At 40.0% G+C, this 24025-nt stretch carries 27 protein-coding genes and 1 riboswitch; of the genes, 8 read left to right on the top strand and 19 right to left on the bottom strand.

Features of this window, described 5'->3' with window-relative positions:
• Positions 1-16: 16 nt before the first annotated feature.
• The gene (locus BMX30_RS11515) at positions 17-1378 is read left to right on the top strand and encodes a PFL family protein (RefSeq protein WP_090745364.1); all 1362 of its coding nucleotides are present in this window, start codon (positions 17-19) and stop codon (positions 1376-1378) included.
• A 159-nt stretch (positions 1379-1537) separates the two neighbouring features.
• A complete protein-coding gene (locus BMX30_RS11510) occupies positions 1538-1831 on the top strand; it encodes a hypothetical protein (RefSeq protein WP_090745362.1) in 294 nt (97 codons plus the stop codon).
• Between the two features lie 69 nt (positions 1832-1900).
• Here BMX30_RS11510 and ilvD read toward each other — a convergent pair whose 3' ends face one another.
• Positions 1901-3532: a dihydroxy-acid dehydratase gene (ilvD, locus tag BMX30_RS11505; RefSeq protein ID WP_090745359.1), complete on the bottom strand. Its 1632-nt coding sequence runs from the start codon at positions 3530-3532 to the stop codon at positions 1901-1903.
• 276 nt (positions 3533-3808) lie between these two features.
• Between ilvD and BMX30_RS11500 the strand changes: the two genes are divergently transcribed.
• Positions 3809-4726, top strand: coding sequence for an aldo/keto reductase (locus BMX30_RS11500; protein ID WP_090745356.1), 918 nt, complete (start codon positions 3809-3811; stop codon positions 4724-4726).
• A gap of 169 nt (positions 4727-4895) precedes the next feature.
• Here the strand turns inward: BMX30_RS11500 and BMX30_RS11495 are convergent, their stop codons facing one another.
• The 9 genes from BMX30_RS11495 to BMX30_RS11455 form a co-directional block, all read right to left on the bottom strand.
• Positions 4896-5750 (bottom strand): malate synthase, encoded by an 855-nt coding sequence (locus tag BMX30_RS11495; RefSeq protein WP_090745353.1) that lies wholly within the window; start codon positions 5748-5750, stop codon positions 4896-4898.
• Positions 5751-6269: 519 nt separating this feature from the next.
• Positions 6270-7631, bottom strand: a complete 1362-nt coding sequence (gene rlmD, locus BMX30_RS11490) for a 23S rRNA (uracil(1939)-C(5))-methyltransferase RlmD (RefSeq protein WP_244532582.1) — start codon at positions 7629-7631, stop codon at positions 6270-6272.
• A 112-nt stretch (positions 7632-7743) separates the two neighbouring features.
• Positions 7744-8601, bottom strand: coding sequence for a DNA-3-methyladenine glycosylase family protein (locus BMX30_RS11485; RefSeq protein ID WP_090745350.1), 858 nt, complete (start codon positions 8599-8601; stop codon positions 7744-7746).
• A 499-nt stretch (positions 8602-9100) separates the two neighbouring features.
• Positions 9101-9904 carry a delta-lactam-biosynthetic de-N-acetylase gene (gene pdaA, locus BMX30_RS11480; protein WP_090745347.1) on the bottom strand — a complete coding sequence of 268 codons (804 nt, stop codon included), beginning with the start codon at positions 9902-9904 and terminating at the stop codon, positions 9101-9103.
• A 97-nt stretch (positions 9905-10001) separates the two neighbouring features.
• Positions 10002-11570, bottom strand: coding sequence for a fumarate hydratase (locus BMX30_RS11475; protein ID WP_090745344.1), 1569 nt, complete (start codon positions 11568-11570; stop codon positions 10002-10004).
• 569 nt (positions 11571-12139) lie between these two features.
• A complete protein-coding gene (locus BMX30_RS11470) occupies positions 12140-12325 on the bottom strand; it encodes an SE1561 family protein (protein ID WP_090745341.1) in 186 nt (61 codons plus the stop codon).
• Between the two features lie 203 nt (positions 12326-12528).
• Positions 12529-13368: a YfkD famly protein gene (locus BMX30_RS11465; RefSeq protein ID WP_090745338.1), complete on the bottom strand. Its 840-nt coding sequence runs from the start codon at positions 13366-13368 to the stop codon at positions 12529-12531.
• An 87-nt stretch (positions 13369-13455) separates the two neighbouring features.
• A complete protein-coding gene (locus BMX30_RS11460; RefSeq protein ID WP_090745336.1) occupies positions 13456-14073 on the bottom strand; it encodes a YczE/YyaS/YitT family protein in 618 nt (205 codons plus the stop codon).
• Between the two features lie 12 nt (positions 14074-14085).
• On the bottom strand, positions 14086-14478 hold the full coding sequence (locus tag BMX30_RS11455; RefSeq protein ID WP_090745333.1) for an OsmC family protein: 393 nt from the start codon (positions 14476-14478) through the stop codon (positions 14086-14088).
• A 157-nt stretch (positions 14479-14635) separates the two neighbouring features.
• Between BMX30_RS11455 and BMX30_RS11450 the strand changes: the two genes are divergently transcribed.
• Complete coding sequence (locus tag BMX30_RS11450) at positions 14636-15817, top strand: MFS transporter (RefSeq protein WP_090745330.1); 1182 nt, start codon at positions 14636-14638, stop codon at positions 15815-15817.
• A gap of 146 nt (positions 15818-15963) precedes the next feature.
• Here BMX30_RS11450 and BMX30_RS11445 read toward each other — a convergent pair whose 3' ends face one another.
• From BMX30_RS11445 to BMX30_RS11435, 3 genes are all read right to left on the bottom strand, one after another.
• The gene (locus tag BMX30_RS11445; RefSeq protein WP_090745327.1) at positions 15964-16776 is read right to left on the bottom strand and encodes a YihY/virulence factor BrkB family protein; all 813 of its coding nucleotides are present in this window, start codon (positions 16774-16776) and stop codon (positions 15964-15966) included.
• Positions 16777-16888: 112 nt separating this feature from the next.
• Complete coding sequence (locus BMX30_RS11440) at positions 16889-17248, bottom strand: YtxH domain-containing protein (RefSeq protein WP_090745324.1); 360 nt, start codon at positions 17246-17248, stop codon at positions 16889-16891.
• A gap of 79 nt (positions 17249-17327) precedes the next feature.
• Positions 17328-17798 (bottom strand): low molecular weight protein-tyrosine-phosphatase, encoded by a 471-nt coding sequence (locus tag BMX30_RS11435; RefSeq protein WP_090745322.1) that lies wholly within the window; start codon positions 17796-17798, stop codon positions 17328-17330.
• A 483-nt stretch (positions 17799-18281) separates the two neighbouring features.
• Here BMX30_RS11435 and BMX30_RS11430 point away from each other — a divergent pair, with 483 nt between their 5' ends.
• Entirely contained in the window at positions 18282-18506 is a 225-nt protein-coding gene (locus BMX30_RS11430) for a DUF1128 domain-containing protein (RefSeq protein ID WP_090745320.1), read from the top strand.
• 46 nt (positions 18507-18552) lie between these two features.
• On the opposite strand, the gene map is transcribed toward BMX30_RS11430, so the two are convergent.
• Positions 18553-19302, bottom strand: coding sequence for a type I methionyl aminopeptidase (gene map / locus BMX30_RS11425; RefSeq protein ID WP_090745317.1), 750 nt, complete (start codon positions 19300-19302; stop codon positions 18553-18555).
• Positions 19303-19573: 271 nt separating this feature from the next.
• On the opposite strand from map, the gene BMX30_RS11420 reads away from it, so the two are divergent.
• The gene (locus BMX30_RS11420) at positions 19574-19897 is read left to right on the top strand and encodes a helix-turn-helix domain-containing protein (protein ID WP_090745314.1); all 324 of its coding nucleotides are present in this window, start codon (positions 19574-19576) and stop codon (positions 19895-19897) included.
• 97 nt (positions 19898-19994) lie between these two features.
• Here BMX30_RS11420 and BMX30_RS11415 read toward each other — a convergent pair whose 3' ends face one another.
• Complete coding sequence (locus BMX30_RS11415) at positions 19995-20135, bottom strand: anti-repressor SinI family protein (protein WP_090745312.1); 141 nt, start codon at positions 20133-20135, stop codon at positions 19995-19997.
• Positions 20136-20170: 35 nt separating this feature from the next.
• A riboswitch (cyclic di-GMP riboswitch) is annotated at positions 20171-20257 on the bottom strand.
• A gap of 453 nt (positions 20258-20710) precedes the next feature.
• Between BMX30_RS11415 and BMX30_RS11410 the strand changes: the two genes are divergently transcribed.
• Positions 20711-20959, top strand: a complete 249-nt coding sequence (locus tag BMX30_RS11410; protein ID WP_244532570.1) for a helix-turn-helix domain-containing protein — start codon at positions 20711-20713, stop codon at positions 20957-20959.
• 333 nt (positions 20960-21292) lie between these two features.
• Here the strand turns inward: BMX30_RS11410 and BMX30_RS11405 are convergent, their stop codons facing one another.
• Positions 21293-21673 (bottom strand): DnaJ family domain-containing protein, encoded by a 381-nt coding sequence (locus BMX30_RS11405; RefSeq protein WP_090745309.1) that lies wholly within the window; start codon positions 21671-21673, stop codon positions 21293-21295.
• Between the two features lie 95 nt (positions 21674-21768).
• Positions 21769-22314 carry a peroxiredoxin gene (locus BMX30_RS11400; protein ID WP_244532569.1) on the bottom strand — a complete coding sequence of 182 codons (546 nt, stop codon included), beginning with the start codon at positions 22312-22314 and terminating at the stop codon, positions 21769-21771.
• A gap of 140 nt (positions 22315-22454) precedes the next feature.
• On the opposite strand from BMX30_RS11400, the gene BMX30_RS23545 reads away from it, so the two are divergent.
• Positions 22455-22619, top strand: coding sequence for a hypothetical protein (locus tag BMX30_RS23545; RefSeq protein ID WP_170843856.1), 165 nt, complete (start codon positions 22455-22457; stop codon positions 22617-22619).
• Between the two features lie 53 nt (positions 22620-22672).
• On the opposite strand, the gene BMX30_RS11390 is transcribed toward BMX30_RS23545, so the two are convergent.
• Positions 22673-23152 (bottom strand): GNAT family N-acetyltransferase, encoded by a 480-nt coding sequence (locus tag BMX30_RS11390; RefSeq protein ID WP_090745298.1) that lies wholly within the window; start codon positions 23150-23152, stop codon positions 22673-22675.
• A 34-nt stretch (positions 23153-23186) separates the two neighbouring features.
• Positions 23187-23858: a DUF421 domain-containing protein gene (locus BMX30_RS11385; RefSeq protein WP_244532568.1), complete on the bottom strand. Its 672-nt coding sequence runs from the start codon at positions 23856-23858 to the stop codon at positions 23187-23189.
• Positions 23859-24025 lie beyond the last annotated feature (167 nt).

The following is a 24025-nucleotide window of genomic DNA, read 5'->3' as shown; positions in this document are numbered from 1 at the left end:
AGAGAGGAGCAGACAAATGAATATTGCCTTAAATGAAATGATGGAAACCATTCGGATGGTTCAAATAGAGAACTTAGATATCCGTACAGTAACAATGGGCATTAACCTACGTGATTGTGCTGATTCTGATTTCGAAAAGATGAACAAAAAGGTGTATGAAAAAATCACCACTTATGCAAAAGATTTAAAAGAGACGGCAGAAAAAGTCGGAAAAGAATTTGGGATTCCCATCATAAACAAAAGAATTTCAATTACGCCGATTGCTGAAATCCTTGGAAACGCCACACGAGAAGAGGCGGTTCAATTAGCGAAGACGCTCGATGAGGCGGCTAAAGCACTCGGAGTCGACTTTATTGGCGGCTATTCTGCACTTGTACATAAAGGAATTTCTAAAGGTGAACAAACCTTGCTAGATGCCCTTCCTGAGGCACTGAGTGTAACGGAACGTGTTTGTGCGTCGATATCTGTTGGTACGACACGCGCTGGAATCAATATGGATGCTGTCCGCCAGATGGGGATTATTATCAAAGAAGCGGCTGAACGGACGAAAGATCAAAATGGTTTAGCTTGTGCGAAGCTAGTTGTCTTTTGTAACCCTGTTGAAGATAACCCGTTCATGGCTGGTGCTTTCCATGGTGCCGGGGAAGGCGAGGCAGTCATTAATGTCGGCGTTAGCGGTCCTGGTGTTGTCTTGAATGCACTAAAACGTTACCCGGATGCGGATCTAGGTGAAGTGGCGGATATCATTAAAAAAACCGCTTTTAAAATAACTCGTGCCGGTGAACTAGTTGCCCGCGAAGTGGCTAAAAGGCTAGAAGTCCCATTCGGTATTATGGATCTATCGTTAGCTCCTACGAATGCACTGAATGATAGCGTCGCGGAGATTCTTGAAGAAATTGGTCTAGAACGTGTGGGTACACATGGTACGATTGCGGCCTTAGCCCTGATGAATGATGCTGTGAAAAAAGGTGGTGCAATGGCTAGCTCCTATGTCGGCGGCTTAAGCGGAGCCTTTATCCCTGTTAGCGAAGATAATGGAATGATTCGCGGCATCGAAGATAAAGCCTTAACACTTTCGAAGTTAGAAGCAATGACGTGCGTCTGCTCTGTAGGTCTCGATATGATTGCTTTGACCGGAGATGTGTCACCAGCTACCCTTTCTGCGATGATCGCTGATGAAGCTGCAATTGGGATGATTAATAAAAAAACAACCGCTGTTAGAGTGATTCCTGTCCCTGGGAAAAAGGAAGGCGAAATGGTCGAATTCGGCGGTTTACTTGGACGGGCACCTGTTATGGGTGTCAATCCCTTTAGCTCAGATAAAATGATTCGCAGAGGTGGCCGGATCCCCGCCCCACTTCAGTCGTTGATTAACTAGGTCCATACCGTAGGATTTCTTACTATGTACAATAAGTAGCCTAGGAAAGAGGGTGCCAGTAATTTTAATTAGCCGGCGCCCTCTTTTGTATGGGTATGAACACCTTAAATATTTCCTTAAATGTTACACATACTTATTCTAGAAAGGAGTGTAACGTAAATGAACTTGGATTTAACAACCATTTATGATCAGATGCCTGATTTCTCAAGCCATGAAGACGCACGGTCTTGGTTTAAAGAGCAATACCCCGATCGATGTTTTCTGAGAAGCGAAGATGTGATTGAGGGAAAAAGAGTCTTCTTTTACCATCTCGTAAAAGACCCTGAAGTTTATCAACAATATATGGAAAGCTTTGCGAAACCAGAAGAGCATAAAATCACAAACCCAGCAACCTTTGAAAGCTACTCAACCATCGAAATAAATGAAGATGGAAACGTCAGCTTTTCCATATGATAACAGGCGACAGCCACCATTCAGAATCTGGATGGTGGTTGTCGCCTGTAGATTAGTGGAAACCCCATTCTACACTCGCACGGCACCTCTTGCCGCTGAGGTTGTTGTCGAAGAATAGAGTTTTAGGAATTTGCTTGCTTCTTTCTTTAATAGTTCTAGCTTTTCTCTTCGATCAGCAAGTTCTTCATTGGAAACTTTGAGCGTAAGCTGACGATTAGGAACATCAATTTCAATCATGTCTCCATCTTGAACGAGCGCAATCGTTCCACCCTCAGCTGCTTCTGGACTTAAATAACCAATTGATAACCCCGCTGATGCTCCAGAAAATCTACCATCCGTTATCAGTGCAGCTCTCTTAAACTTTGCTAGTACTTCTGTACAACGGTGAAGTTCTCGCATTCCCGGACCACCCTTTGGTCCTTCGTAGCGAATAACAATGGCATCTCCCTCTTGTAAAATCCCTTGATCATAGGCTTCAACAAAATCCTCTTCTGAGTTAAACACCCTTGCTGCTCCCTGGAAGGTACGCAATTCAGGCGCTACCGCCGACTGTTTAATCAGCGCACCCTCTTCTGCTAGATTTCCTTTTAATACAGCAATCCCACCCTCTTCATTGATCGGCTGTGATAATGGATAAATAATTTCACGGTCAAGTACCTCAGAGCCTTCGATATTCTCTCCAATTGTCTGACCATTAACAGTTAAAGCCTCAGGGTGAATGAGTTCTCTGATTTCCTGCATTAACGCCGGAATTCCGCCAGCTCGCTGCAAATCATTTGTCGTATAGAGATTATTATTCGGCGTAACACCCGCTAAAAAAGGTACACGTCTACTGATTTCATCAAATAAAGAGTAAGGTAAATCAACTCCTACCTCATGAGCAATCGCTGGTAAATGCAAGCACGCATTTAATGATCCACCCATTGCAAACAAGACAGCAATTGCATTCTCAAATGCCTCTTTCGTCATGATTTGTTTAGGTGTGATTCCTTCCTGTACTAATTGAACCGCTCTTCGGCCTGCCTCTTCAGCCGCCTCTAGTTGCTCATCGGACAGAGCTTGCATCCATGATGTTTTCGGTAACGCCATTCCTAAAGCTTCAGATAAGCCCTGCATCGTATTAGCCGTACCTAGGAATGGACAAGCACCCGCACTCGGATAATATTTCTTTGTTACTTCAACGAGTCCTTCTTCGTCCAGTTCCCCAGCTAGAAATTGCTTTCGTGCTTCTTTTGATTCGTACGGGGCAATATGATTTGGCATGACTCCACCTAAAAACACTACGCTCGGAATGTTCAAACGCCCAGCAGCCATCAGCATTCCTGGGACGATTTTATCGCAAGAGCTCATCGCGACCATACCATCAAATATACCATGGGCCTTCACCATTATTTCTACACTATCAGCAATGGTTTCACGGCTCGGTAGCGAATACTGCATCCCCTCATGCCCTTGAGCGATTCCATCACAAACGGCAATCGTATTAAACTCTAGTGGCAACCCACCAGCTTCAATCACGCCTTTTTTGATATGCTCAGCAATCACATTTAAATGCACATGCCCTGGTACAATTTCATTCCATGAATTTGCGATCGCAATCACTGGTTTATCCATACTCTTATAATCTACCCCACACGAACATAAATGGGCTTTCAAAATTGCTCTTGTATACGGCTTAATTTGCGAAAGTCTATTTTCCATTCTAATTGCTCCCTTTTGATATTTTGGGATCCACAAAATACTAGTTTTATGAAATATTATTTCTATACCTTGATTATATGGAAAAATATTTTTCACTAATAGCACCAAAAGGGAAAATTTTTTTAACGTTTTATGACACTTTCTAATGGATGGTAAATCACTTCCAGGTGCCAGGCACCATCCAGTTTATTCCACTTATTCATACTCGGACTGGTTTGTTTGGATTCATGTTTGCAAATGCTAGAATAGAGTTATTAAAGATGAGGTGGTTTAGAAATGAGAAAAATGAGGTTGGGAACTAGTGATTTAGAAGTTTCGAATATCTCCTTAGGTTGTATGGGGATGGGGAAACTTACAAAGGAGAACGGCGCGAAAGTTATACATAACGCAATGGAACTTGGAGTCGATTTCTTTGATCATGCTGATATTTATGCCGGCGGAAAGTCTGAGGAAGTATTCTCAGAAGCCATTGATATGAAGCCTACTATTCGAGAAAAAACCGTTATCCAAACAAAAGCAGGGATTAGAAAAGGCTATTATGATTTTTCTAAAGAACACATCTTGGAGTCCGTCGATAAAAGTCTTAGACGTCTAAAGACCGATTATATCGATGTCTTCTTGCTTCATCGTCCAGACGCCCTTGCTGAACCAGAGGTCGTTGCCGAAGCCTTCAGCATCCTAAAAAGCAGCGGAAAGGTACGGCATTTCGGGGTTAGCAACCATAATCCAATGCAGATTGAGTTGTTAAAAAAATATGTTGAACAGGACTTGATTATTAACCAGATGCAACTCAGCGTCATGCATACAGGGATGATTGACGCGGGCATGAATGTAAACAATATAAATGACCTCGCGCTTGACCGTGACGGAGGTATCCTCGACTACAGTCGTTTGAATGAAATAACCATCCAAGCATGGTCCCCGTTTAGATACGGCTTTTTCGAAGGATTTTTCATTGATAATGCTGAATTCCCAGAGCTCAACGCTAAACTCCAGGAAATCGGCGATAAATATGGAATCAACAAATCCGCTGTAGCCGTCGCCTGGATTTTACGACATCCAGCAAAAATCCAAACCATTGTTGGAACCATGACTCCGGAACGCTTAACCAATATTGCAAAGGCATCTGACATAGACCTAACTCGGGAGGAATGGTACGAAATCTATCGTGCCGCCGGTAATCAATTACCTTAACTAAACGATATCCAATTCCATAAGTGTACATAAAAAGGCAACTTACCCATAAGAACTCCACCCTCGATTGTTAGCACTCTAACAATCGAGGGTGGAGTTCACCAAGGTCTGTTGCCTTCTTTTAGGTTCTTCTTAAACTTTGATAGTCCCTGTCTCCTGGCGCTAACATCTAAATACGCTTTAATGCGCCATTAGGCTTTGGTAACTCTTGTTCTATTATCTGATTCATTTTACAAAAATGGTCAAAAAATTGTTGTGCCAGCTCTCGTTCCTCTGGGTCGGTTTTCAATGAAACGATATCATGTAAAATTTGAGCCATCCATGAATTTTCAAAATAACGGTATTTACCTGTATTCCATGTCATTTTGTTGGGGGATTTTTCATTTACATAATATTCCCAGAAAAGCAATTGATCCGATTCTTCTTCTGTAAGTTGGATTCTGTATTTTGAATGAGCAGGGATATATCCATCTTCAGAAAGCTTACCGATAAAATTCTCATTCACCATATAGACACCTAAAATCCGTCTGTCTTTTTCAGGCATGCCGGGATCTATTGCTGTTAACAGGACAGCGCTATTTTGATGCATGCGGATGGGTTTGTTTGGCTTCCCCTTGTTGTTACCACTTTTTATTTCACCTGAAAAAACCTTCCACTCTGAAAGAGAACTATCCTTCTCTTCTGTGTCACACCAAAAAACCATTTGTGATTCAGGATGAAGTTTATGTTTTTTCATAAGTTTTTCATGTTCTACGCGGAGTTCCTGCTTTTTTCGTTGAAGTTTTTTTTCCTCTTCCTTCTTGGATTCATCTTCCCGTCGTTCCATTTCCTTTTTTTGTATGATTTTTTCGAGTGAATCAGCAACACTTTTATCATGTATTATTAGATGTTCTCCAAATACATCGGGATAAACAAACTTTTTATTTTCCGTTGCGAAATGTATTTCAATACTTGAATCATTATGTCTAACGATACTCCCCATGCCAAAACGCTTGTGTGTAACCTTCTTATTGATTAGATTCATTAATTTAGTCCTCCTTGTAGAATAAAAATTCGGTTACTATTAGTTAGCACCTTGATAATTTTATTCACCTAACTACCTTAAAAGCTCACACAACTGTTTTTGAGTTTTTCTGTGATTTAAAAAGATTATTAAAAAAACGTATCCATAATTCGAACTGCAAGAATACAGTGGAATTCTAAATACGATGTAAAAAAAACAATTGTAAGACTATTATAACATTTTTTGAAAAAATTGCAAATTTCTTGTTGACAAAATATTTTATTGCAGGGTAAAATATAGTTTCGTTCTAACCCCAGGCACCTGACACACCCCTAGATAGGTTGGTTTTTTGTCAGGAAACTACTATATAAATTATCCCCAGTCGGAATGAAAAGACGGCCCAGTATGTATCTACTGGACCGAAACAACTTATTATTTTCATACGAATTTTTCTGCCACAATCCACGTGATTGAATGCCGAAAAACAGACCTCAACTGCGCTAAGCGACAACATGCCCAGAGTGTATGTGGCAGCACAACTTATTTTTCTTTCAATATGAGCTGCGACACGCACTCGACGTGGGCCGTATGCGGAAACATATCCACTGGCTGAATGTATTCAACTTTGTAATGTTTACTCAATTTAGCAATATCTTTTGCCAATGTCGACGGGTTGCAAGATACATAAACAAACTTCTTAGGCTTTATTTTTAACACTGTATTAAGGAATTCTTCGTCACAGCCCGTCCTTGGTGGATCAACGACGATGACATCTGGACGCCAGCCTTCCTTTGCCCATTTTGGAAGCCACTGCTCTGCTTTTCCAACCTCGTATCTTGCATGTTTAATTCCGTGGCGAGCAGCATTTTTCCGAGCGTCTTCAATTGATTCTGGAATCACATCCATGCCTCGAACTTCTCCAGCACTGCCTGCAAGCCAAAGCCCAATCGTACCAACACCACAGTAAGCATCGACGATTTTCTCTTTCCCACTAAGCCCCGCGGCTGACTTCACTTCATTATAAAGCTTAACCGTCTGTTCAGGGTTCAATTGGAAAAACGTCCTTGCCGATAACTCGAATTGAAGGTCACCCAATGTTTCTTGGATAAAATCATTGCCCTCCAATGTCTCAGTTTCATTTCCAAAGATAATCGAGGTCTTCTGACCATTGACATTCTGCACAATGGAGGTCACTTCCGGTAACCGCTCCTTGATCTTCTCAATAATCAGTTCCTTCTTCTGTAGCTCCCGTTTCGTCGTAATCAGGACAATTTGCAGCTCGCCTGATTGGACTCCTGTCCGCGCAACAATCGTACGGATAAGTCCCTTGCCTGATTTTTCATTGTAGATAGTAATTTTCAGATCTTGCAGAATGCTTTTAACAACCTCAGTTGCTTTTACGGTTGCCGGGTGCTGTACCGCACATTGATCGATATTGATTAACTTGTGGGAGTTCATTCCATAAAGCCCTGCAAGGACTTTCCCCTCTTTTTCCCCAACCTGAAATTGACTTTTGTTTCGGTAACCCCACGGATTTTCCATGCCAATGGTTTCGTTAATCTTAACTTCTGAAATTGGTAGTTTCGAATGTCGTTCAAGCGATTGAATAATGATATCGCGTTTTTCTTTTAGCTGTTGTGAATAATGCAAATGTTGCAACTGACAGCCACCGCACTCCTCATAAACAGGACAAACGGGCTTAACCCGATGCTCGGAAGGCTTCCTGATTTTTTTAATCCGCGCTTCAGAGAACTTCGGATGCACCTTTGTTACCTCGGCAACGACTTCCTCACCGGGCAGCGCCCCAGGAACAAACACAACCTGGCGCTTAAAATAACCAACCCCTTCTCCATTAATTCCTAACCGTTTAATGGTTAGAGGAAAAGTTTGTTTCAGCTCCATTTTTACGCCGCCCTGATCCTGGTTGCGATTTTGGCCAGTTTTCGCTCCCTTTTTAAAATCTTTGTTGCCTTTTGTTCGATTTTTCATATTGTTTTCCAAAATATTCACTCCATTATTCAATGCTCCGCCATAAATAAAGCGCAGCATAACTCAAGTATGGCTCCCATGGCTCCTTAAACCTCTCCATTTCAGCCTTTGTTGGTTTTTGCTCAAGATTATAGTACAGCCTTAGAGCATTTTGTAATCCAATGTCTGCCACAGGAAAAAGATTCTCTCTTCCAAGCGCAAACATTAAAAAGTTCTGTACCGTCCAAGGACCAACTCCACGAATTTTGATTAGCTCGCTCGATATCTCCTCATTGGTCATCTGCTTCATTTGATTAAAATTAAGAGCTCCAGTAGTTACTAACTCTGCAATTCCGATAACATACTCCGCTTTACGGGCACTAAATTGCAATTCCCGTAGCTGCTCTACTTTAATTAGTGCAACCTTTTCTGGTGTAGGATAAAACCAAACACCATCGATTTCATTTCCAAACGTTTGCATAAAACGCTCAGTCAGAGTATGAGCGAAAGCAAGATTTAGCTGTTGATGGATAATGCATTTTAACAAACTCGAAAAAGGGTCAAAGTCAAGAATCAGAGGGGTTCCATAGTGATTCTCAAACAATAATTTAAGATTTGTTTCTTGAAAATGCTTATGGATTGTTGTTAATTCTACATCCCATCTGAATATTTCACAAAGGCGTTGAAGGGCTTGTTCTTTTTCTTCGGTTCCTTTGACTACAAATTGTGGTTTTTCCAGACTGCCTGTACCCATAACCTCTATCACAATTTGCTTAGATTCGATGGTAAGCGGAACCTTGACGCTTTTATTCTGTACAACAACATTTAATGGATCAAGCTTTAACCTGTCCAAAGCTAACTGAAAATCATATGGTCCTGCTATTGATACTGTTTCTTGCCACATACATGTATTCCGCCCTTTTACAAGGCAGAGAACCTGGTGCGAGTTGACGAATGATGTAATTAACGCTCCTGCCTTCATATTTTCCCCGTATTATAGCATGTTTAGGCTTAGTTTTACGAAATATCCGGGTTTAGTCTACGTTGGGTAACAATATCCCGTTAAAAATTGATTCGTCTATTATCAAGGCAGGCCTATACGAAACACTCATTCCTAGTTATGGATTGATTCTGGCAAGTTATTGATTGATTATTAGAAAATATGCATCCATTTTGGTTAGTTATCGATTGATTATCGCTAGTTATTGAAAAAATGGTGTCCTTTCTGTGAATAAGTACTAACTACAGCGAGAAACATCACTCAAACTAACTGTTCAATAAATCTCCCTTTAAAAAAGGCCCGAACCCAAACAGTTCGGACCAAGGCGTAATCTATTCCTTATTTTAAAGGTTGATGGATGATTGACTTGCTATTATCACCTTAAGCATCTGCCTTCTCGCGACTAGTGCAACATCGGATCATCGAATGCCCCATCCGCAAAAAGGTCATCTAAGCTTTTGAACGTATACCCCTGCTTCTTCAAATCCTTAATAACCTTTTCTAATGCATCGGCGTTATCTTTTGAAACGGTATGCAATAACAGAATGGCCCCAGGATGTATTTGCTTCATGATGTTGTTATACGAGTACTCCCAACCCTTTTGTTGATCCGTATTCCAATCAACAAATGCTAACGACCACATGACATGTGTATATCCTGCATCTTTCGCCAATTTCATGGTCCGCTCGCTGAATACTCCACGTGGAGGTCTTAAATAGGACATATCCTTTTGACCAGTCAGCTCATAGGTTAAGTCTTTGACTCTGTCTAGCTCCCGCTTCACTCTCGCATCATCGACCTTCGTCAGGTCAGGATGATAGTAGGAGTGATTCCCTACAATATGCCCTTCCTGAACCATCCTAATTACCAAGTCTTCAGCGCTTTCCAAATAGTGACCGGTCACAAAAAAAGTTGCCGGTACTTTCTCTTTTTTCAACACGTCAAGTATCTGATCAGTAAAACCATTTTCATAGCCATTGTCAAAGGTTAAATAAATGTTTTTCTTGTTAGGATCTCCTCTGTAAACAGCTCCGTATTTTTCAAGGAGCTTCTCTCGCTCTTTACCGGCTTCTGCAGGTTTTTCATTCTGGCCTTTTTTAAATCCCCATTGGACGGGGTCATTAGGAACTGCCGCCTGAACAAGCGAGCCCGACGTCATTAAAACCAACGCAAACGCCGCTAGAAGTACTTTATTGAATCGTTTCATTCTGTTCCTCCAAAGATGTTTTTTCTTATTGTTTGTTTTAAGCTAAAAAATAAACAAAAAAGCAGCACGAATATTTTCGCACTGCTTTGTAAGTTTTCTATTTAAAAACAGGTTCTTTAAATTTCGCAAGCTTCTCAAGCGAAGACTTCTCGACATCCTCATGCAAGCTGTTTCCATGGGAATCCATTGTTACAACTGCCGTGAAACCTTCTACCTGCAAATGCCACATTGCCTCTGGGATACCAAAGTTCATTAGGTCTACACCATCAACGCTCTTCACGCACTCTGCATAGTACTGCGCTGCTCCACCAATTGCGTTCAAATAGACACCACCATGGTCTTTTAAGGCAGCAAGTGTTTTAGCACCCATTCCACCTTTACCGATAACAGCACGAATTCCAAACTTCTTCATGATATCGCCTTGATAAGGCTCCTCACGAATACTTGTCGTTGGACCGGCGGCTTTTACATGCCAATTTCCTTCGTCATCTTTCAGCATAACTGGTCCACAGTGGTAAATGACTTGACCATCTAAATCTACAGGCGCATCGTTATCCATTAAATACTTATGGATTGCGTCACGACCGGTATACATTCTACCGGTTATTTTAACGACATCGCCGACTTTCAGCTGACGAATCTCCTCTTCAGTAATTGGCGCTGTTAAGGTAATCGCTTCTTCTACAGTACCCGTTGCTTCCACTGATGCCGCAATCTCAACCTCTGCCTGCTTCTTCTCCTGCTCAGCGAAATCCACGTTCTCGCCTTCTTGGTAGAACCAATCTTGAATTTCACCTGTTTCAGGGTTTACCTGTACTCCAAGGCGACGGAACGCCCAGCAATTATAAGCAACTGATACAAAGAAGCTTGCTGGAATTCGGTTCATTACGCCCACCTTACAGCCAAGTAATGTGGTTTCGCCACCAAAGCCCATTGTACCAATTCCAAGTTCATTGGCATTAGCCATCACATAATCCTCTAATTTGCGTAACTCTTCATTTGAATTCACATCGTCGTTAGAGCGGAATAGCTGCTCTTTCGCCAAATCGTAACCAGAAGAACGGTCGCCACCAATTCCAACACCGATAAATCCTGCACTACAGCCCTGTCCTTGTGCCTGGTAGACGGAGTGCATGATACATTTACGGATACCATCTAAATCACGACCTGCACGACCAAGTCCTTCGAGCTCACACGGCAAACTATACTGGATATTTTTATTTTCACAGCCACCACCTTTTAAAATTAGGCGGGCATCAATGTAATCTTTTTCCCATTGGTCAAACTTAATGACAGGAGTACCGCCACCTAAATTATCACCGCTATTATCCCCTGATAGCGAGTCGACCGAATTGGGACGTAGTTTCCCATCTTTTGTTGCTAAAGCAATCGCCTTTTGAATGGCTGCTTTCATCTCAAGCTGATTAGCTCCAACTGGGACCTTAATTTTAAAAGTAGGAAGTCCTGTATCCTGGCAAATTGGCGAGACATTGTCATCTGCCATCTTAATATTATTTGTAATAGTTGCAAGGCTCATTGCCGAGCGCGTACCGGCACTTTCCTGTTCCTTTGCACTTTTAATGGCTCTGCGGACATCCTTAGGCAGTTTCGTCGATGTTTCCACAATCAGCTTGTACATGCTTTCTTGAAACTTATCGATATTCATTGTCTAACCCCTCTCCTCTTTGCTCCCATTGCTCGTTAATCAATTTTATGAATTTTCTATAACAATACCGCTTTCATTATACTCCTATACAGGTTCTTTTTAAAGCTAAAAGTGGTATCGTTTACAGGAACAGGCATTGCTAATAAGTAGAATATGTTTTCGTATGAGAAAGGTAATCTGGGAATGGAGCGTGAACGTTCGCTCATCGTTTTGGCGGAACAAGTTAGGCACTTTGATTAGCTGATTGATAAATAAGGGGAAAAATTCCGCTTATATTGTGAATGGCATTCAATACAGCTTAAATAGGGGGAGAAATTCCGCTTATTTGATCGAAAAACGTTAAAATAGGCAATTTTGCTTTGTATAAGCGGAAAAACTCCCCCTATTTACCCCTAAAGGAGCTCTAATTTGTATTTAACGGAAAATTCTCCGCTTATTTTTTATACATATAAGGATATAAAACAAGTTAACCATTTCACAAAATTTAAGAAGAAAGATTGAACTAAGTAATGCAAGCAACAATTCGGAAATAAAGTTTAAAAATGAAAAAGAGACCTTAAAAGGCCTCTCTACAGTTCGCGATTTTTAAATTCACGGCATTTAGCATCCATTTCTTCTACAATTGCAATCATGCGGTCAATATCGGCAAGATCGGTATCTTCAGGATCAATGGCATCTAATAATTCCGAAAAGGCATTCAGACGATGTTTTAAAAAAACTACCTGTGTATTTGAATCTTTAATTGGACTTCCCAAACGACTCTCTCCTTTCACTCTCGTTTCTCATCCTACCGAAAATCATCTTCCCTTGCAATCTTAATCAAACGTTTGATTAAAAGTATGAGACATCCGGTCCTTTCACCTCTAACGGCTCTGATAAAAGTATGCCCCTCAGCTCTTAAAATCAAGCTAGAAAAAAAGAACAGGCAATAACCTGTTCTTTCAGATTAGGCTTCGCCCTACCTAGGACGTTCGCTTGCTACGAACCCGAAGGAAACATGATCCTGAATTGGAATCCAAGCTCCGATTCCCTGAGAAGTGACGTTTTTGACAACAATTAACTTTTTGTTTCCTTTTAACATTAGGTAAACCTCACCAAATGTTACTTTACCCTTTTCATTGATTGCCGGAGCATATCCATATAGATACCCTAGACGTTTAGGCTGAATATTATAGATTTGATCCTTCTTAGTTCCTGCACCAACAATCGTTTCAAACGAAAGCGGTAAACCCGTTTTTTTCGCAGCAGTTAACATCATCATTTTCTGTACATCTTCAGCGTTTTTAATTTTAGCTGTCAGACCGCCCTTCACCGTCTTTTGTTGCTCTTGGACGTAATGAATCTGATAAGGGCTCTTTCCACCTCTGTTGTCATAGTAATTCGTGTTGATCTTTTGGTATTCCCAATTTGGAGAAGTCTCCGTTGACTCATAATTCAGCGGCCACTCACCAAGATAAACAATCGCCCTGTATCCAAGTGCGAATGGAGTACTGTTGATTGTCGTCTCATTCAATAACCGAATTAAATCAGGGTTCTCAATTTTCACCTTTGATGTTGAAAGTAAGTCTTTCGTCAAATCACTTGGCTGCAAATACGGTAAATCCTCGGTTGGGTTTGGGTACGTATTTTCCTTTGTGATATTCATAACTGAATCAGGAATTGCATACTTCGCTTTTTCCTCCTGCTTCGGAGGCTCAGGTTTCTTATTCCCCTTCTCGGGTGCTTTTTCAGCTGAAACAGAAGTAAAACAGGATAATAAGAGAACCATGCTTAGAAGGATAATTAAGTTCTTTTTCATGGTGTCGGACTCCTTTCCAAACGACAAAATTCTGCATTTGCTTGTAGTTTTTTCGTTGTCCGCTCAGATTATCCCCGCTTTTAAAAATTATCTTACCGCTACTGTCAACCGATTCATCAGCCCCTCAATATGTGGCGAAATAAATTGGATTAATGGACCAACCGCAAAAGTAACAATTAATGTCCCAATTCCGATCGGCCCACCAAAGATAAAAGCTAAAGTCAAGGCTGTTAATTCTCCAATCGTCTTTGAAATCATTAAGTTGAACCCAAACCTTTTATGGATTGCCATCATTAGGTTGTCAATCGGGCTAAGCGGCAGCTTTGCTTGGATATAAGTCGCAATTCCTAGTCCCATTCCTAGGACTCCCCCTAAAAACACGCCAGCTGATGCAAACACTCCCGCTAGCTCTAACTCAGCGAATATTTGCAGTAACCAGAAGTCAATAAACACTCCTGTTAATAGTAAGGTAATAATTGCTCCAAAATCCGGTCTGTTTTTTAATAAAAAAGCATTAAGCAAAATTAATAGAATCCCGACAAGGACAACCCACGTACCTGGAGTGAAGCCGATGGTTTCTGAAAGACCAACGTTGAGTGCATCCCACGCGCCTGAACCAAATCCAGATTTAATGGTTAAGCTAATGCCTAATGATAAAAATACGAGACCAAGAAGAAAAAATACAATACGATAAAACCAATTCATTCTGTTAGCTCCTTAAGATTCTTCGATGATTTCAAATGTTTCTACCACTTCAATACTTCCAACGACAGATTGAACCATGGAACAGTTTTTCTTCGTTAACTCCATTGCCTTTTCAATCTTTGTATGACTAAGATTTTTTCCGGTAATTGTAAAGTGTACGCTAATCTTTTCGATTCGATCAGCCATTTCTAGATTTCGCTCTGCCTCTGCTTTTATATGAATATCACGAACATCAAGTCGCATCTTTGCTAGGATTTTCCTTAGTACACCCCCGCTACACACTGCAATCGATGAAACCAGTAATTGGTAGGGTCTAAAGCCAAACTGCTCATCACCAGCTATGTCCAATCTGCCGTAATCTAAATCTGTGTAAAAGCCTACATCCTTTTTCATATTAAATTCCATACGCTTACTCTTCCCCCCAATAAAAACCTAATCCAAATTTCCCTCAAGAATCTGAGTATACTACTTTTGTTTCCTTGAAGGGAATATCTTTTCCCTTGCCAGAAAGAATTCCTGTCGGTTACCATCAAAGGATAACAGATATTAGGAGATTGTTTACATGAATAGAAATAGTTCGTTTCGCTTTTGGATATTAGTCAGCATTGTTGCTATTTCGGGATTTTCACAAGGAATGCTATTACCGCTTATCGCAATCATTTTGGAACAAGATGGAGTTTCCTCCGCCTTGAATGGTTTCCATGCAACAGGTCTGTACATTGGAATTTTACTGGCTTCTCCATTAATGGAAGCTCCGCTTAGAAGGTTCGGCTACAAACCCATTATTCTTGCCGGAGGATTTTTAGTAGCGATATCACTCGCCTTCTTTCCACTCTGGAAATCCTTTTGGTTTTGGTTTTTGCTTCGACTTTTAATTGGGATTGGCGATCAATTGCTTCACTTCGGTACCCAAACGTGGATAACCTCTTCTTCCCCAAAAGATAGGCTAGGTCGCAACATCGCCTTGTATGGTTTGTTTTTTGGAATTGGTTTTACAGTGGGGCCCATGATGACAAGGCTTCTTGAAATTAATGAAGCTCTCCCATTTATTATCTCTTGCTCCATTAGCTTGATTGCTTGGGTATTTGTCTGGTTCTTGAAGAATGAGTTCCCTGAAACAGATATGGAGACAACTTCATTTTTAGGGACTATGAAACGGTTTGGTAAGGTTTTTAAGTATGCTTGGGTAGCCTTTCTTCCACCTTTCGGTTATGGATTTCTTGAAGCCTCGCTTAATGGAAATTTCCCTGTCTATGCACTTAGAAGTGGAATCGAGATAAGTGCTGTCTCAATTATCCTCCCAGCATTTGCTGCAGGAAGCATCGTATTCCAACTCCCACTAGGGATTCTGAGTGATCGCTTGGGCCGAAAGAATATTTTATTAGCCGTGATGTTCGCTGGATTTATTTGCTTTACAGTTGCTGGGCTTCTCCAGGGTTCAATCATCGGGTTGCTTGTTTGTTTCTTTGTTGCAGGTATGCTCGTTGGCTCTACCTTTTCCCTTGGCATCAGCTTTATGGCTGATTTACTACCAAAAAAGCTGCTTCCATCAGGAAACTTATTAATTTCGATCTTTTTTTCATTCGGTAGCATCACAGGACCATTTATCGGTGGCCTTTCAATTGAATATTTAAAAGGGGCTAGCTTTTTCTATGTCATCAGTACGATGCTCTTGATTATCTTTATTGCTCTGTTGTCTTTCCGCGGTGTGAGTGTTCACCAGGAAAAACCGAATTCGGTTTAAACCTATTACCATTATTAACTAGTCCGTTCCATTTCGCTCCAGACACTACACTTATCGGAATTTATGGTTAAAAGCAACAGTCTTTTCGAAATGAACCTTACCATGAAAAAGGGTGTCCATAGTTGTGGACACCCTTTTTGATAGTATTAACATTTCTTACTCTGCTCGTTAAAATAGGCATTAATTTCTCCACCAATGATGATGATGAACGCTGCCAAGTAAAGCCAAATTAATAAGGCAATTACCCCGCCAATCTGGCCATAAACAACCGTATATTGTGCGAAGTTTCCAACATAAAAAGAAAAGCCCCAAGACACTGCCACCCAGCCAAGGGTTGCAATAATCGCTCCAGGTAATGCGTTCCTGCACTTCATTTTTACATTCGGAGCAATCCAATACAAGCCTGTAAAAACAATGAACAAGACTAAAAAGGAAATTAACCAGCGCATTGCTTCCCAAATAGAAAGGAATTCACTTCTTAATCCAAATTGAGCAAATAAAAAAACGCCAATTTCCCTTCCGAAAACCGGAAGAAGCAGAGCTAATATAAAGACAAATATCATAGCCAAAGTTAATATGATTGCCTTCAATCGGGCAACAATCGTACGCGTATCTTCGACGCGATATGCCTTATTAAAAGCTCTTACAATCGCGTTGATGCCATTAGAAGCAGACCATAGTGTTGCAAGAACACTGAAGGAGAGGATCGTATTATTCTTATTCAATACTTCCTCTACACTCGTGTTGATAAGACCCGCCTGCTCTACCGGTGTATGATCTTGTATAAAAGCAATAATATCATGTTGGGTAATCGGTAGATATGGCAATAGGGATACTAGGAATATTAATAACGGAAACAGACTTAACAGTAAAAAGTAGGCAAGTTGTGCCGCCAAAGCTGGGACCTCATCCTCATGGATTCTAGTCCAAATCCGTCTAAAAAAAGAAACATCCACCATAAAAATACCCCTTCCAAAAAAGATCTGCTCCCTTTACTTCGCCTCCATTATTAACCTAATAGTCTATGCCAACACTACTTTCTCTAACACAGTTGTGCTAAGAGTTTTATTATCATAATCGATTGGCTGTATTTAACTCTTCTGCCTTTTCCCTCATTTCACTTAAGGTCTCTTTAGATTCTTGAACAAGTTCAGCAACCTGGGGAGGGACTTCCTTTATTTCCTCCACCTTTTCAGTGATAAATGAGACATCCTCGGAGACCTGTTGAACGGTTGTTTTAACTTTATTTACGGTTTCCTTAACTTCATCAATAAATTCATTTGGGTGTTTCGCTATATATGTAACCGTTCCAGAAGCCTTCTTAAAATCTTCTTTAACCCCTTGTCTAGTTGTTCGATCCAGTAAACTAACTGCCCCTCCAGCTAAGGCACCAACAGCCACCCCAATCCAAAACTTCCTCGAGCTTGCCAAAGACCTCACTCCTTCTATCCCTTTTATAGTATTTGTACTTACCTTTTCGCTTGATCTACTTAACTTAACTTCATTTATATTATAATTGGTTATTTTCTTTAATATCCTTCAGCAATGCTTGAAACCCTTTCTTCACAAGATCATAGGTTTCATCAAAGTCACCTGTGAAATAGGGATCAGGGATGTCCTTTTTCTCTTGATTCTCGACAAGGTCCATAAGTCTCTTTACGACTATATGGTCACCAAATGTTCCCAGCCTCTTGATATTATCTATATTATTTGCATCCATACCGATAATGTATTGGAAGTCACCAAAGTCTTCCGTAGAGATTTGCCTAGCTTGTAAACCTTCTGAGTCAATTTTATACTGCTGAAGAATCTTTCTTGTTCCTTCATGAGGAGGTTTCCCTACATGCCAGTCCCCAGTTCCAGCAGAATCAACATCAATCTTTCCTTCAAGTCCTTCCCTTTTTACCAAATCACGAAACATTGCCTCTGCCATTGGAGAACGGCAAATGTTACCGAGGCAGACAAACAAAATCTTTATCATTACGTAACTCCTCCTTGCTACCATTTTCGTAGATGTTCCCACCGATATGCAAGCCCAATGGTCTTATCTTTTTCCTATTCTTATAAAAAGAAAACCTTGTTGAAGCTTTTTGGTAAGGTTGTTTTTTTAAAATTGTGTTTTTCATATCTTCTTGAATGAGAACTTTTGTAAGAAAATGGTTGATTGGAGCGGAAGGCGCTTGACTCCTCGAAAATGAAAATACGCATTTTCTCGTGCGTGGGCGTATTCGAGGAAGCCATTCAGTGTCCTGCGGGAGCAGCGGGACAGGTGAGAGCACAGCGACGAGGAGGCTCACCGCCCGCCCCGCTGTTCGCTAAGCGCCTGGAGCGGAAATCAACCTCTCCTATTCAATAACAAAAAAATTTACGAAAAGAGCATTTGTAAAAAACTAATTAGAATCCAATTGACTTTTAACAAGGAAAATGGAAAGATGTTGGTACAAACAGTGGGAGGGTGAATAAATTGGATTTAACCGTCAAATCAGCTGAAAACATCGAATTTATGCTTGATAAAATCAAGGAAAAGTTAAATATAGTAAATGCAGGAGCAATTAAACCAACGCATTTCGATGAGGAAATGTATGAGGAACTTAAAGATATTTACGAGATGATCATGAAGAAGGGGTCATTTAGTATCAACGAAATGCAAGCGATTGTAGAAGAACTTGGTAGCCTGCGCAAGCAATAAATAGATATTATAAATGATTTAAGGCAGCCAACTAGCTGCCTTTTCGTTACTCCTGAGCCGTTAAAATAATCGGCCCATTTTTTGTAATTGCAATTGTATGCTCGTATTGAGCTGAAAGTTTGCTGTCAATCGTGCGGGCCGTCCAACCGTTGGCATCCATTTTCGTTCTCCACTCCCCAAGGTTGACCATTGGTTCAATCGTAAATACCATGCCTTCCTTTAGACGCGCCCCTTTCCCAGCTATGCCAAAGTGAGGAATATCTGGCTTTTCATGAATAGAAGCTCCGATGCCATGACCAATAAATTCACGAACAACAGACATCCCTTGCCCTTCCACATAGGTTTGAATTGCATGCCCGATATCTCCGACCCGGTTTCCAACAACAGATTGTTCAATTCCTCGACACAATGCTTCCTTTGTAACCTCTAGCAATTTTTCAGCTTCATCAGAGACATTGCCAACCGCATAAGTCCAAGCCGAATCAGCAAGTGCTCCGTTCAGGTTTACAACCATATCAATGGTAACAATATCCCCTTCCTTTAGCGGTGCTTTCCGTGGAAACCCATGGCAAACTTCATCATTTATACTGGCACATGTGGCATATTCATAGCCTCGATATCCTTTTTGTTCAGGCTTTGCGCCATTTTTCTTTAAATAGTCCTCAACAAATTCATCAATCTCCCAAGTACTAATACCTGGCTTGATCATTTTAGCAATCTCTTTATGGATAGCAGCAAGTAGTTTACCTGCTTCCTGCATGTTTTCAATTTCACGTGCTGACTTTAGAACAATCATCCCTTCATCTCCCTGATAAACATAATCTATTTCTCTATATTAGCTTATACAGCGGTCCGTGTAAAAAATACAATAACTGCTTTGAGGATAAGCCCATATCCGAATTAACTATGCTGAACAATAAGCAAATGTAACTTTTAGCACATCGATAGTTCCTTTTTAATAATATAATAAAGAAAAAATTTTGTTCTATGACTGTTCTTGATATGGAACTTGTCAGTTTGTTTTGTTATGATTAATAAAGATATGAAGATAAGGTGTGTGAAGGCTAGTGATAGGTGAAAGAGTAAAAAAAATAAGACAAGAACGAAAAATGTCCTTATCCGAACTTGCTGAACAAGCTGGAGTTGCCAAATCATACATAAGCTCGCTTGAAAGAAACCTTCAAACGAACCCATCGATTCAATTTTTAGAAAAAATTGCATCGGTCCTTAATATTTCTGTGGATCGATTGATTCATGATGAACCAAATTATGAAACTGTCGATTCAGATTGGGTCGAACTCGTTCGCGAAGCGATGGATTCAGGTATCTCCAAAGAACAGTTTAAAGAGTTCCTTGAATTCAACAAATGGCGGTCTAACCAAAATAAATAATGCTTATGAGGTAACCGTAATGGTTGCCTTTTCTTTTAAAAAAAGAAAAAACAACTCACCGTGAGTTGCTTCTTAGTTTATGTATTTCTTAAAGTTCCTATTTATCAAGAACTAATTGCTGTGGTTGTTCTTTAGCCAAAAAGCTGCGGATGTCTTCTTTTTTCATCCCTAGGTCTAGGGCTTCTTTAATAAGCTGCACCCATTCAACGTCTAATTCACCGAACACTTCTTTTTCCATCGCTCCATACTCCCCCTAAAATACGATTTCGTATTCCAGGCAATCCGGCTATCATAGGATTTCTACCCCTTAGACCCGTGACTTTGCGCCCTTGCTTTTCAACAAGTTAGCCTTTTTCTGTTACAGGCTATCTAAACCTTGCTCCCCATTTAATATTTTAAATGTTCCTAATCAGAGATTGTGTAGAAATATGTCAGTCTTTTTAAAACTTCCGACTATAGTTTTTTCCAAAATATGACACTTTTACCTTCATTATAGCGAAAACGGTTGGTAATTAAATGGAAATTTAAAAAATCTTGTAGATAATTGTCATAAAATGTAAAAACAATTATTGGATACTACCCCCAAAAAAATAAACCTCTACCGTTTCTAAAAAAGAACAAAATTTTACATTTTTTCTATATAATTTTATGGATACTTGTTTGACGCGCCCAATACGTTCGTTATAATGAATTTATAGTGTTTTCGAAGGAGACTATAAAGATGCTAATAGGAGAGCGAATTAGGAAATTAAGAATTCATAAAAATTTTCCATTACTGAATTATCGAGTAGAGCTGATGTTTCGAAGTCCTATATGAGCTACATCGAAAGAGGAATTCAAGAAAACCCATCCTTACAGGTGCTCTCACGTTTAGCCAAAACGCTTGAGGTTTCCCTGGATGAAATAACAGGACCATCCATTCATCCTTTAAGTGATTCTCAGCAGCCAGTCGATCCTGAATGGTTAGAAATGATAGATGAAGCTATACGTAATGGTGTAAGTAAGGAAGAATTTTCTCTTTATATTAACTTTCTTAAGTATAGAAAAAACAATGTTGAGTAGAACCGGTTTTATACATGTTTTGGAGCACCGTCTGTAAAAGCCAAGTGTTAGATACTAGGCTTTTTATTTTTATTTAAATATACTGAAAATTATAAATATTACTTGCAAGTATATAGATAGGTTCGTTTATAATATTAATACGATGAAACTGGTGATTACCTATAGGAGGAGATAATTTGACCGTCATCCACATTTTAAATTTCCTTATCCCCATTACTTGTATAATTGTGATTGGGATTTCTCTTGATAAAATGTGTCAGCCTGAAACGCAGGAAAGGCAAGAAGAGAAGGAGTAATAAACCTGCCGACTGGTCCAGCAGGTTTTGTATTTATTTATTTCTTTATTAATTTTTGTTCTAATTTATGTTCATAATTTTTAAACAAAGCTGAATTTGTCCGAACGCCCCGTTTAGAGATCATTTGATTGTATCTTAGGAGCTTCTCGCTAAGCTGGTTTTTTAGCTGTTCTCGCTCAGTATCGTCCTGACATTTCTTAATAAGGTCTTCAATTGTCATTACTTCTTGCCTTAAGACGCTTTCATCAGCAGAAAAGCCAGCATTCTTTAGCATTCGATAAGCCATCCGAAGTTCCTCTGGTATTGAAGATAAGTCATCGAGCTTAAGTGGTTTTCCTAAGCCAGGCAAATTTGCAAACTCGCCATCCTCATACGCCTTTTTAATCCGGTCCTCTGAGACAATGAATGAAAAGTCCATGCCTTTCCCTCCCTAGATACTTACGTTACTAACTTTAATTATATTATAAAACCAGTGTTGGTACCTAGGGGCAAAGAATGTAAAATAGGCTTAAACTAACCTCTAAATCTCGGCATCCAATTGGCTGGTGCGCCCTGCCCCGTTTCCTTATTATGTTGTAAAGCTTGCAATAACCTTAAGTGCTCGGGAATATTTCTCCCAATTTCCTTAGGATAAATAAATTTGGCAGAAATGATTTGTTCCGGACTAATGAACAACGAGGCTCGATAAGCCGTCCCGGTTGCCGTATCGAGGACCCCGTAAGCTTTACTGATTTCATGTGTTCGATCACTAACTAGCGGAAAATCTATATTTTTTAGCGCTGGTGTTATCTGTTTAAAGACTTGATGCGAATGAACACTATCTGTACTTATCGCTAATACCTCTCCCTCCGACGCTTTTATATGTGGGTAGATAGCGGCGACCGCCGCCAATTCAGTCATTCAAACAGAAGTAAAATTACTAGGGTAAAAAAACAGGATGACCCATTTCCCTTTAAAATCACTCAATTTGAGTTTGCTTATGACATTTCCATCTAAAGCCTCTGTTGAAAATAGTGGCGCTAGATCATCCCTTGTTGCATGTACATTCTTAGCATCCATTACTTGCTCTCCTCTCCTATAAAACATGTCTCCAATTAAAACTATGCACTCGTAAAGGAGAACTTGCTTTTTCGGTTGCACTCTTATAATCATCGTTTTTAATGGGGACACTAACCTTCGAATAGAAAGGAGGGCTTTAAGTGGGTAGAGGAAAGAGTTTTGATCATAAAAGAAAAGGTCATCCTGGTGATTTCCCAGAAGGAACACTAGTTGAAGGAAAGGATAAAAAGTTAACCCCAGACGATGATGAACTAATTTTTGTTAAAGAGGCGTTTAAAAATCGTGTCGATGAGGATGAGCGCTAATCTTTTTAGAAACCCAAAACAACCAGACAAGAAAGCTGTCTGGTTGTTGAATTTCACCCTTTTATTTTTAAAAATCTTGAAAGTATTAATCCCTCACAAACCACAGTATCTCCAATCACGATAAACCCAAGCTTTTCATAAAGCTTTACTGCCGGTAGATTTTGAGCCCCGGTTGAGATGAGAATCTGCTTTACGTCACCGTGTCTTCGCTCTAAATCATATAGAAGATTCTTCGCAATTCCCTTACGAAAGTGGTCAGGATTCACCATCATTCGATAAATATCAACTTCCCCGCCTTTCCGCTTGTATGAAAGGGCCCCTATTAACTCTTCTTGTTCATAGTACCCAAGGAAGGTTTCACCACAGTCCATAAGTTGTTCAAGGGTCTCCATAAGAGGAGGGATTTTTTGAGTGCCAATTAGCTTTGCCTCGACTTGGTAAGCTGACTGCTGGAGGGAAAATATTTGCCCAGCAATGGCATAATCCCTTATATCTAAAAAATCGACGTAAGAATTAGATTCTATATTCTTCATAATTTCTCTCCCAATTGCCTAATCCCACCCGAGGTTAATACTTTTGGACAAAAATCTCTTTTCCAGGTAAGTATTCCGCATAACTAATATCGTTAGGACTTCGAATACCAAGCTTTTTCAATTCTTTATAGAGCCAATCTTCATTCACCCCTGCCTCCTTGAGGTTATGGGCCATAATTTCACCATCACTTACAATTGTAAATGGCATGGCTCTCTTTGGTCCTTTTATTTTCAAGTCACTTAAGGTTGGTTGGTCTGCTTCAGCTTTTTTAAGGACACTTATCCCCCCATTGTTCTCTAGAATGGCATACTCAACCTCCTGAAGGGAAAAAACCCCTTTATCTCTTAATAATTGTTGAAGCTGATCAATGTCAACCTTATTCTTCTTTAATTGTTTCCAATCCAGTTTACCTTTTCGTATAATCATCGAAGCTCGCCCTTCTAGTATGTAGCGCATTTGCCTAGATTTTTGTGTTAACAATTCTGTTAAGTAAATCAGGAATCCCCAGATGACAATTGAAAAGAAGATGATGCTTATCCCTGTTTCTTTATCGTAAATTGCGTTTCCAACTAATTCCCCTAAAACTAGGGCTGAAATGAAATCAAAGGGAGAAATTTGTGAAATTTGGCTCTTACCTAGTAAACGAACAACAGTAAAGAGGATAATATATCCTCCAACGATCTCAAAAACTATGGTTCCGTTCAACTTAATACCCCCACCGATGTATAGACTCTCACTATCGGTATTGACAACTTTATGTATTCTAAAACTTTTAAAACGGTTATTGCGATAATTTAGCCCGTGGCTTACTTAGTTTAAGCAATTTTTATCTCTTACAGCTTAATTTTCAGCAAATATTCTATTTTTTAAAA

The sequence above is a fragment of the Mesobacillus persicus genome (genome assembly GCF_900109925.1).
Lineage (GTDB): Bacteria > Bacillota > Bacilli > Bacillales > Cytobacillaceae > Mesobacillus_B > Mesobacillus_B persicus.
Note: the sequence above shows the minus strand (reverse complement) of the source record. Positions and strands in the feature narration are given on the sequence as shown.

Bases quoted from the DNA above. Each gene is read 5' to 3' on its own strand.
- BMX30_RS11495 (WP_090745353.1), bottom strand. From the start codon at position 5,750: ATGAATCTAATCAATAAGAAGGTTACACACAAGCGTTTTGGCATGGGG.
- BMX30_RS11475 (WP_090745344.1), bottom strand. From the start codon at position 11,570: ATGAATATCGATAAGTTTCAAGAAAGCATGTACAAGCTGATTGTGGAA.
- BMX30_RS11455 (WP_090745333.1), bottom strand. From the start codon at position 14,478: ATGGAATTTAATATGAAAAAGGATGTAGGCTTTTACACAGATTTAGAT.
- BMX30_RS11410 (WP_244532570.1), top strand. From the start codon at position 20,711: ATGAGCTACATCGAAAGAGGAATTCAAGAAAACCCATCCTTACAGGTG.
- BMX30_RS11390 (WP_090745298.1), bottom strand. From the start codon at position 23,152: ATGAAGAATATAGAATCTAATTCTTACGTCGATTTTTTAGATATAAGG.
- rlmD (WP_244532582.1), bottom strand. From the start codon at position 7,631: ATGGAGCTGAAACAAACTTTTCCTCTAACCATTAAACGGTTAGGAATT.
- pdaA (WP_090745347.1), bottom strand. From the start codon at position 9,904: ATGAAACGATTCAATAAAGTACTTCTAGCGGCGTTTGCGTTGGTTTTA.
- BMX30_RS11460 (WP_090745336.1), bottom strand. From the start codon at position 14,073: ATGAATTGGTTTTATCGTATTGTATTTTTTCTTCTTGGTCTCGTATTT.
- BMX30_RS11405 (WP_090745309.1), bottom strand. From the start codon at position 21,673: ATGGACTTTTCATTCATTGTCTCAGAGGACCGGATTAAAAAGGCGTAT.
- BMX30_RS11465 (WP_090745338.1), bottom strand. From the start codon at position 13,368: ATGAAAAAGAACTTAATTATCCTTCTAAGCATGGTTCTCTTATTATCC.
- BMX30_RS11500 (WP_090745356.1), top strand. From the start codon at position 3,809: ATGAGAAAAATGAGGTTGGGAACTAGTGATTTAGAAGTTTCGAATATC.
- map (WP_090745317.1), bottom strand. From the start codon at position 19,302: ATGATTGTTCTAAAGTCAGCACGTGAAATTGAAAACATGCAGGAAGCA.
- BMX30_RS11510 (WP_090745362.1), top strand. From the start codon at position 1,538: ATGAACTTGGATTTAACAACCATTTATGATCAGATGCCTGATTTCTCA.
- BMX30_RS11445 (WP_090745327.1), bottom strand. From the start codon at position 16,776: ATGGTGGATGTTTCTTTTTTTAGACGGATTTGGACTAGAATCCATGAG.
- BMX30_RS11515 (WP_090745364.1), top strand. From the start codon at position 17: ATGAATATTGCCTTAAATGAAATGATGGAAACCATTCGGATGGTTCAA.
- BMX30_RS11435 (WP_090745322.1), bottom strand. From the start codon at position 17,798: ATGATAAAGATTTTGTTTGTCTGCCTCGGTAACATTTGCCGTTCTCCA.
- BMX30_RS11450 (WP_090745330.1), top strand. From the start codon at position 14,636: ATGAATAGAAATAGTTCGTTTCGCTTTTGGATATTAGTCAGCATTGTT.
- ilvD (WP_090745359.1), bottom strand. From the start codon at position 3,532: ATGGAAAATAGACTTTCGCAAATTAAGCCGTATACAAGAGCAATTTTG.
- BMX30_RS11485 (WP_090745350.1), bottom strand. From the start codon at position 8,601: ATGTGGCAAGAAACAGTATCAATAGCAGGACCATATGATTTTCAGTTA.
- BMX30_RS11415 (WP_090745312.1), bottom strand. From the start codon at position 20,135: ATGGAAAAAGAAGTGTTCGGTGAATTAGACGTTGAATGGGTGCAGCTT.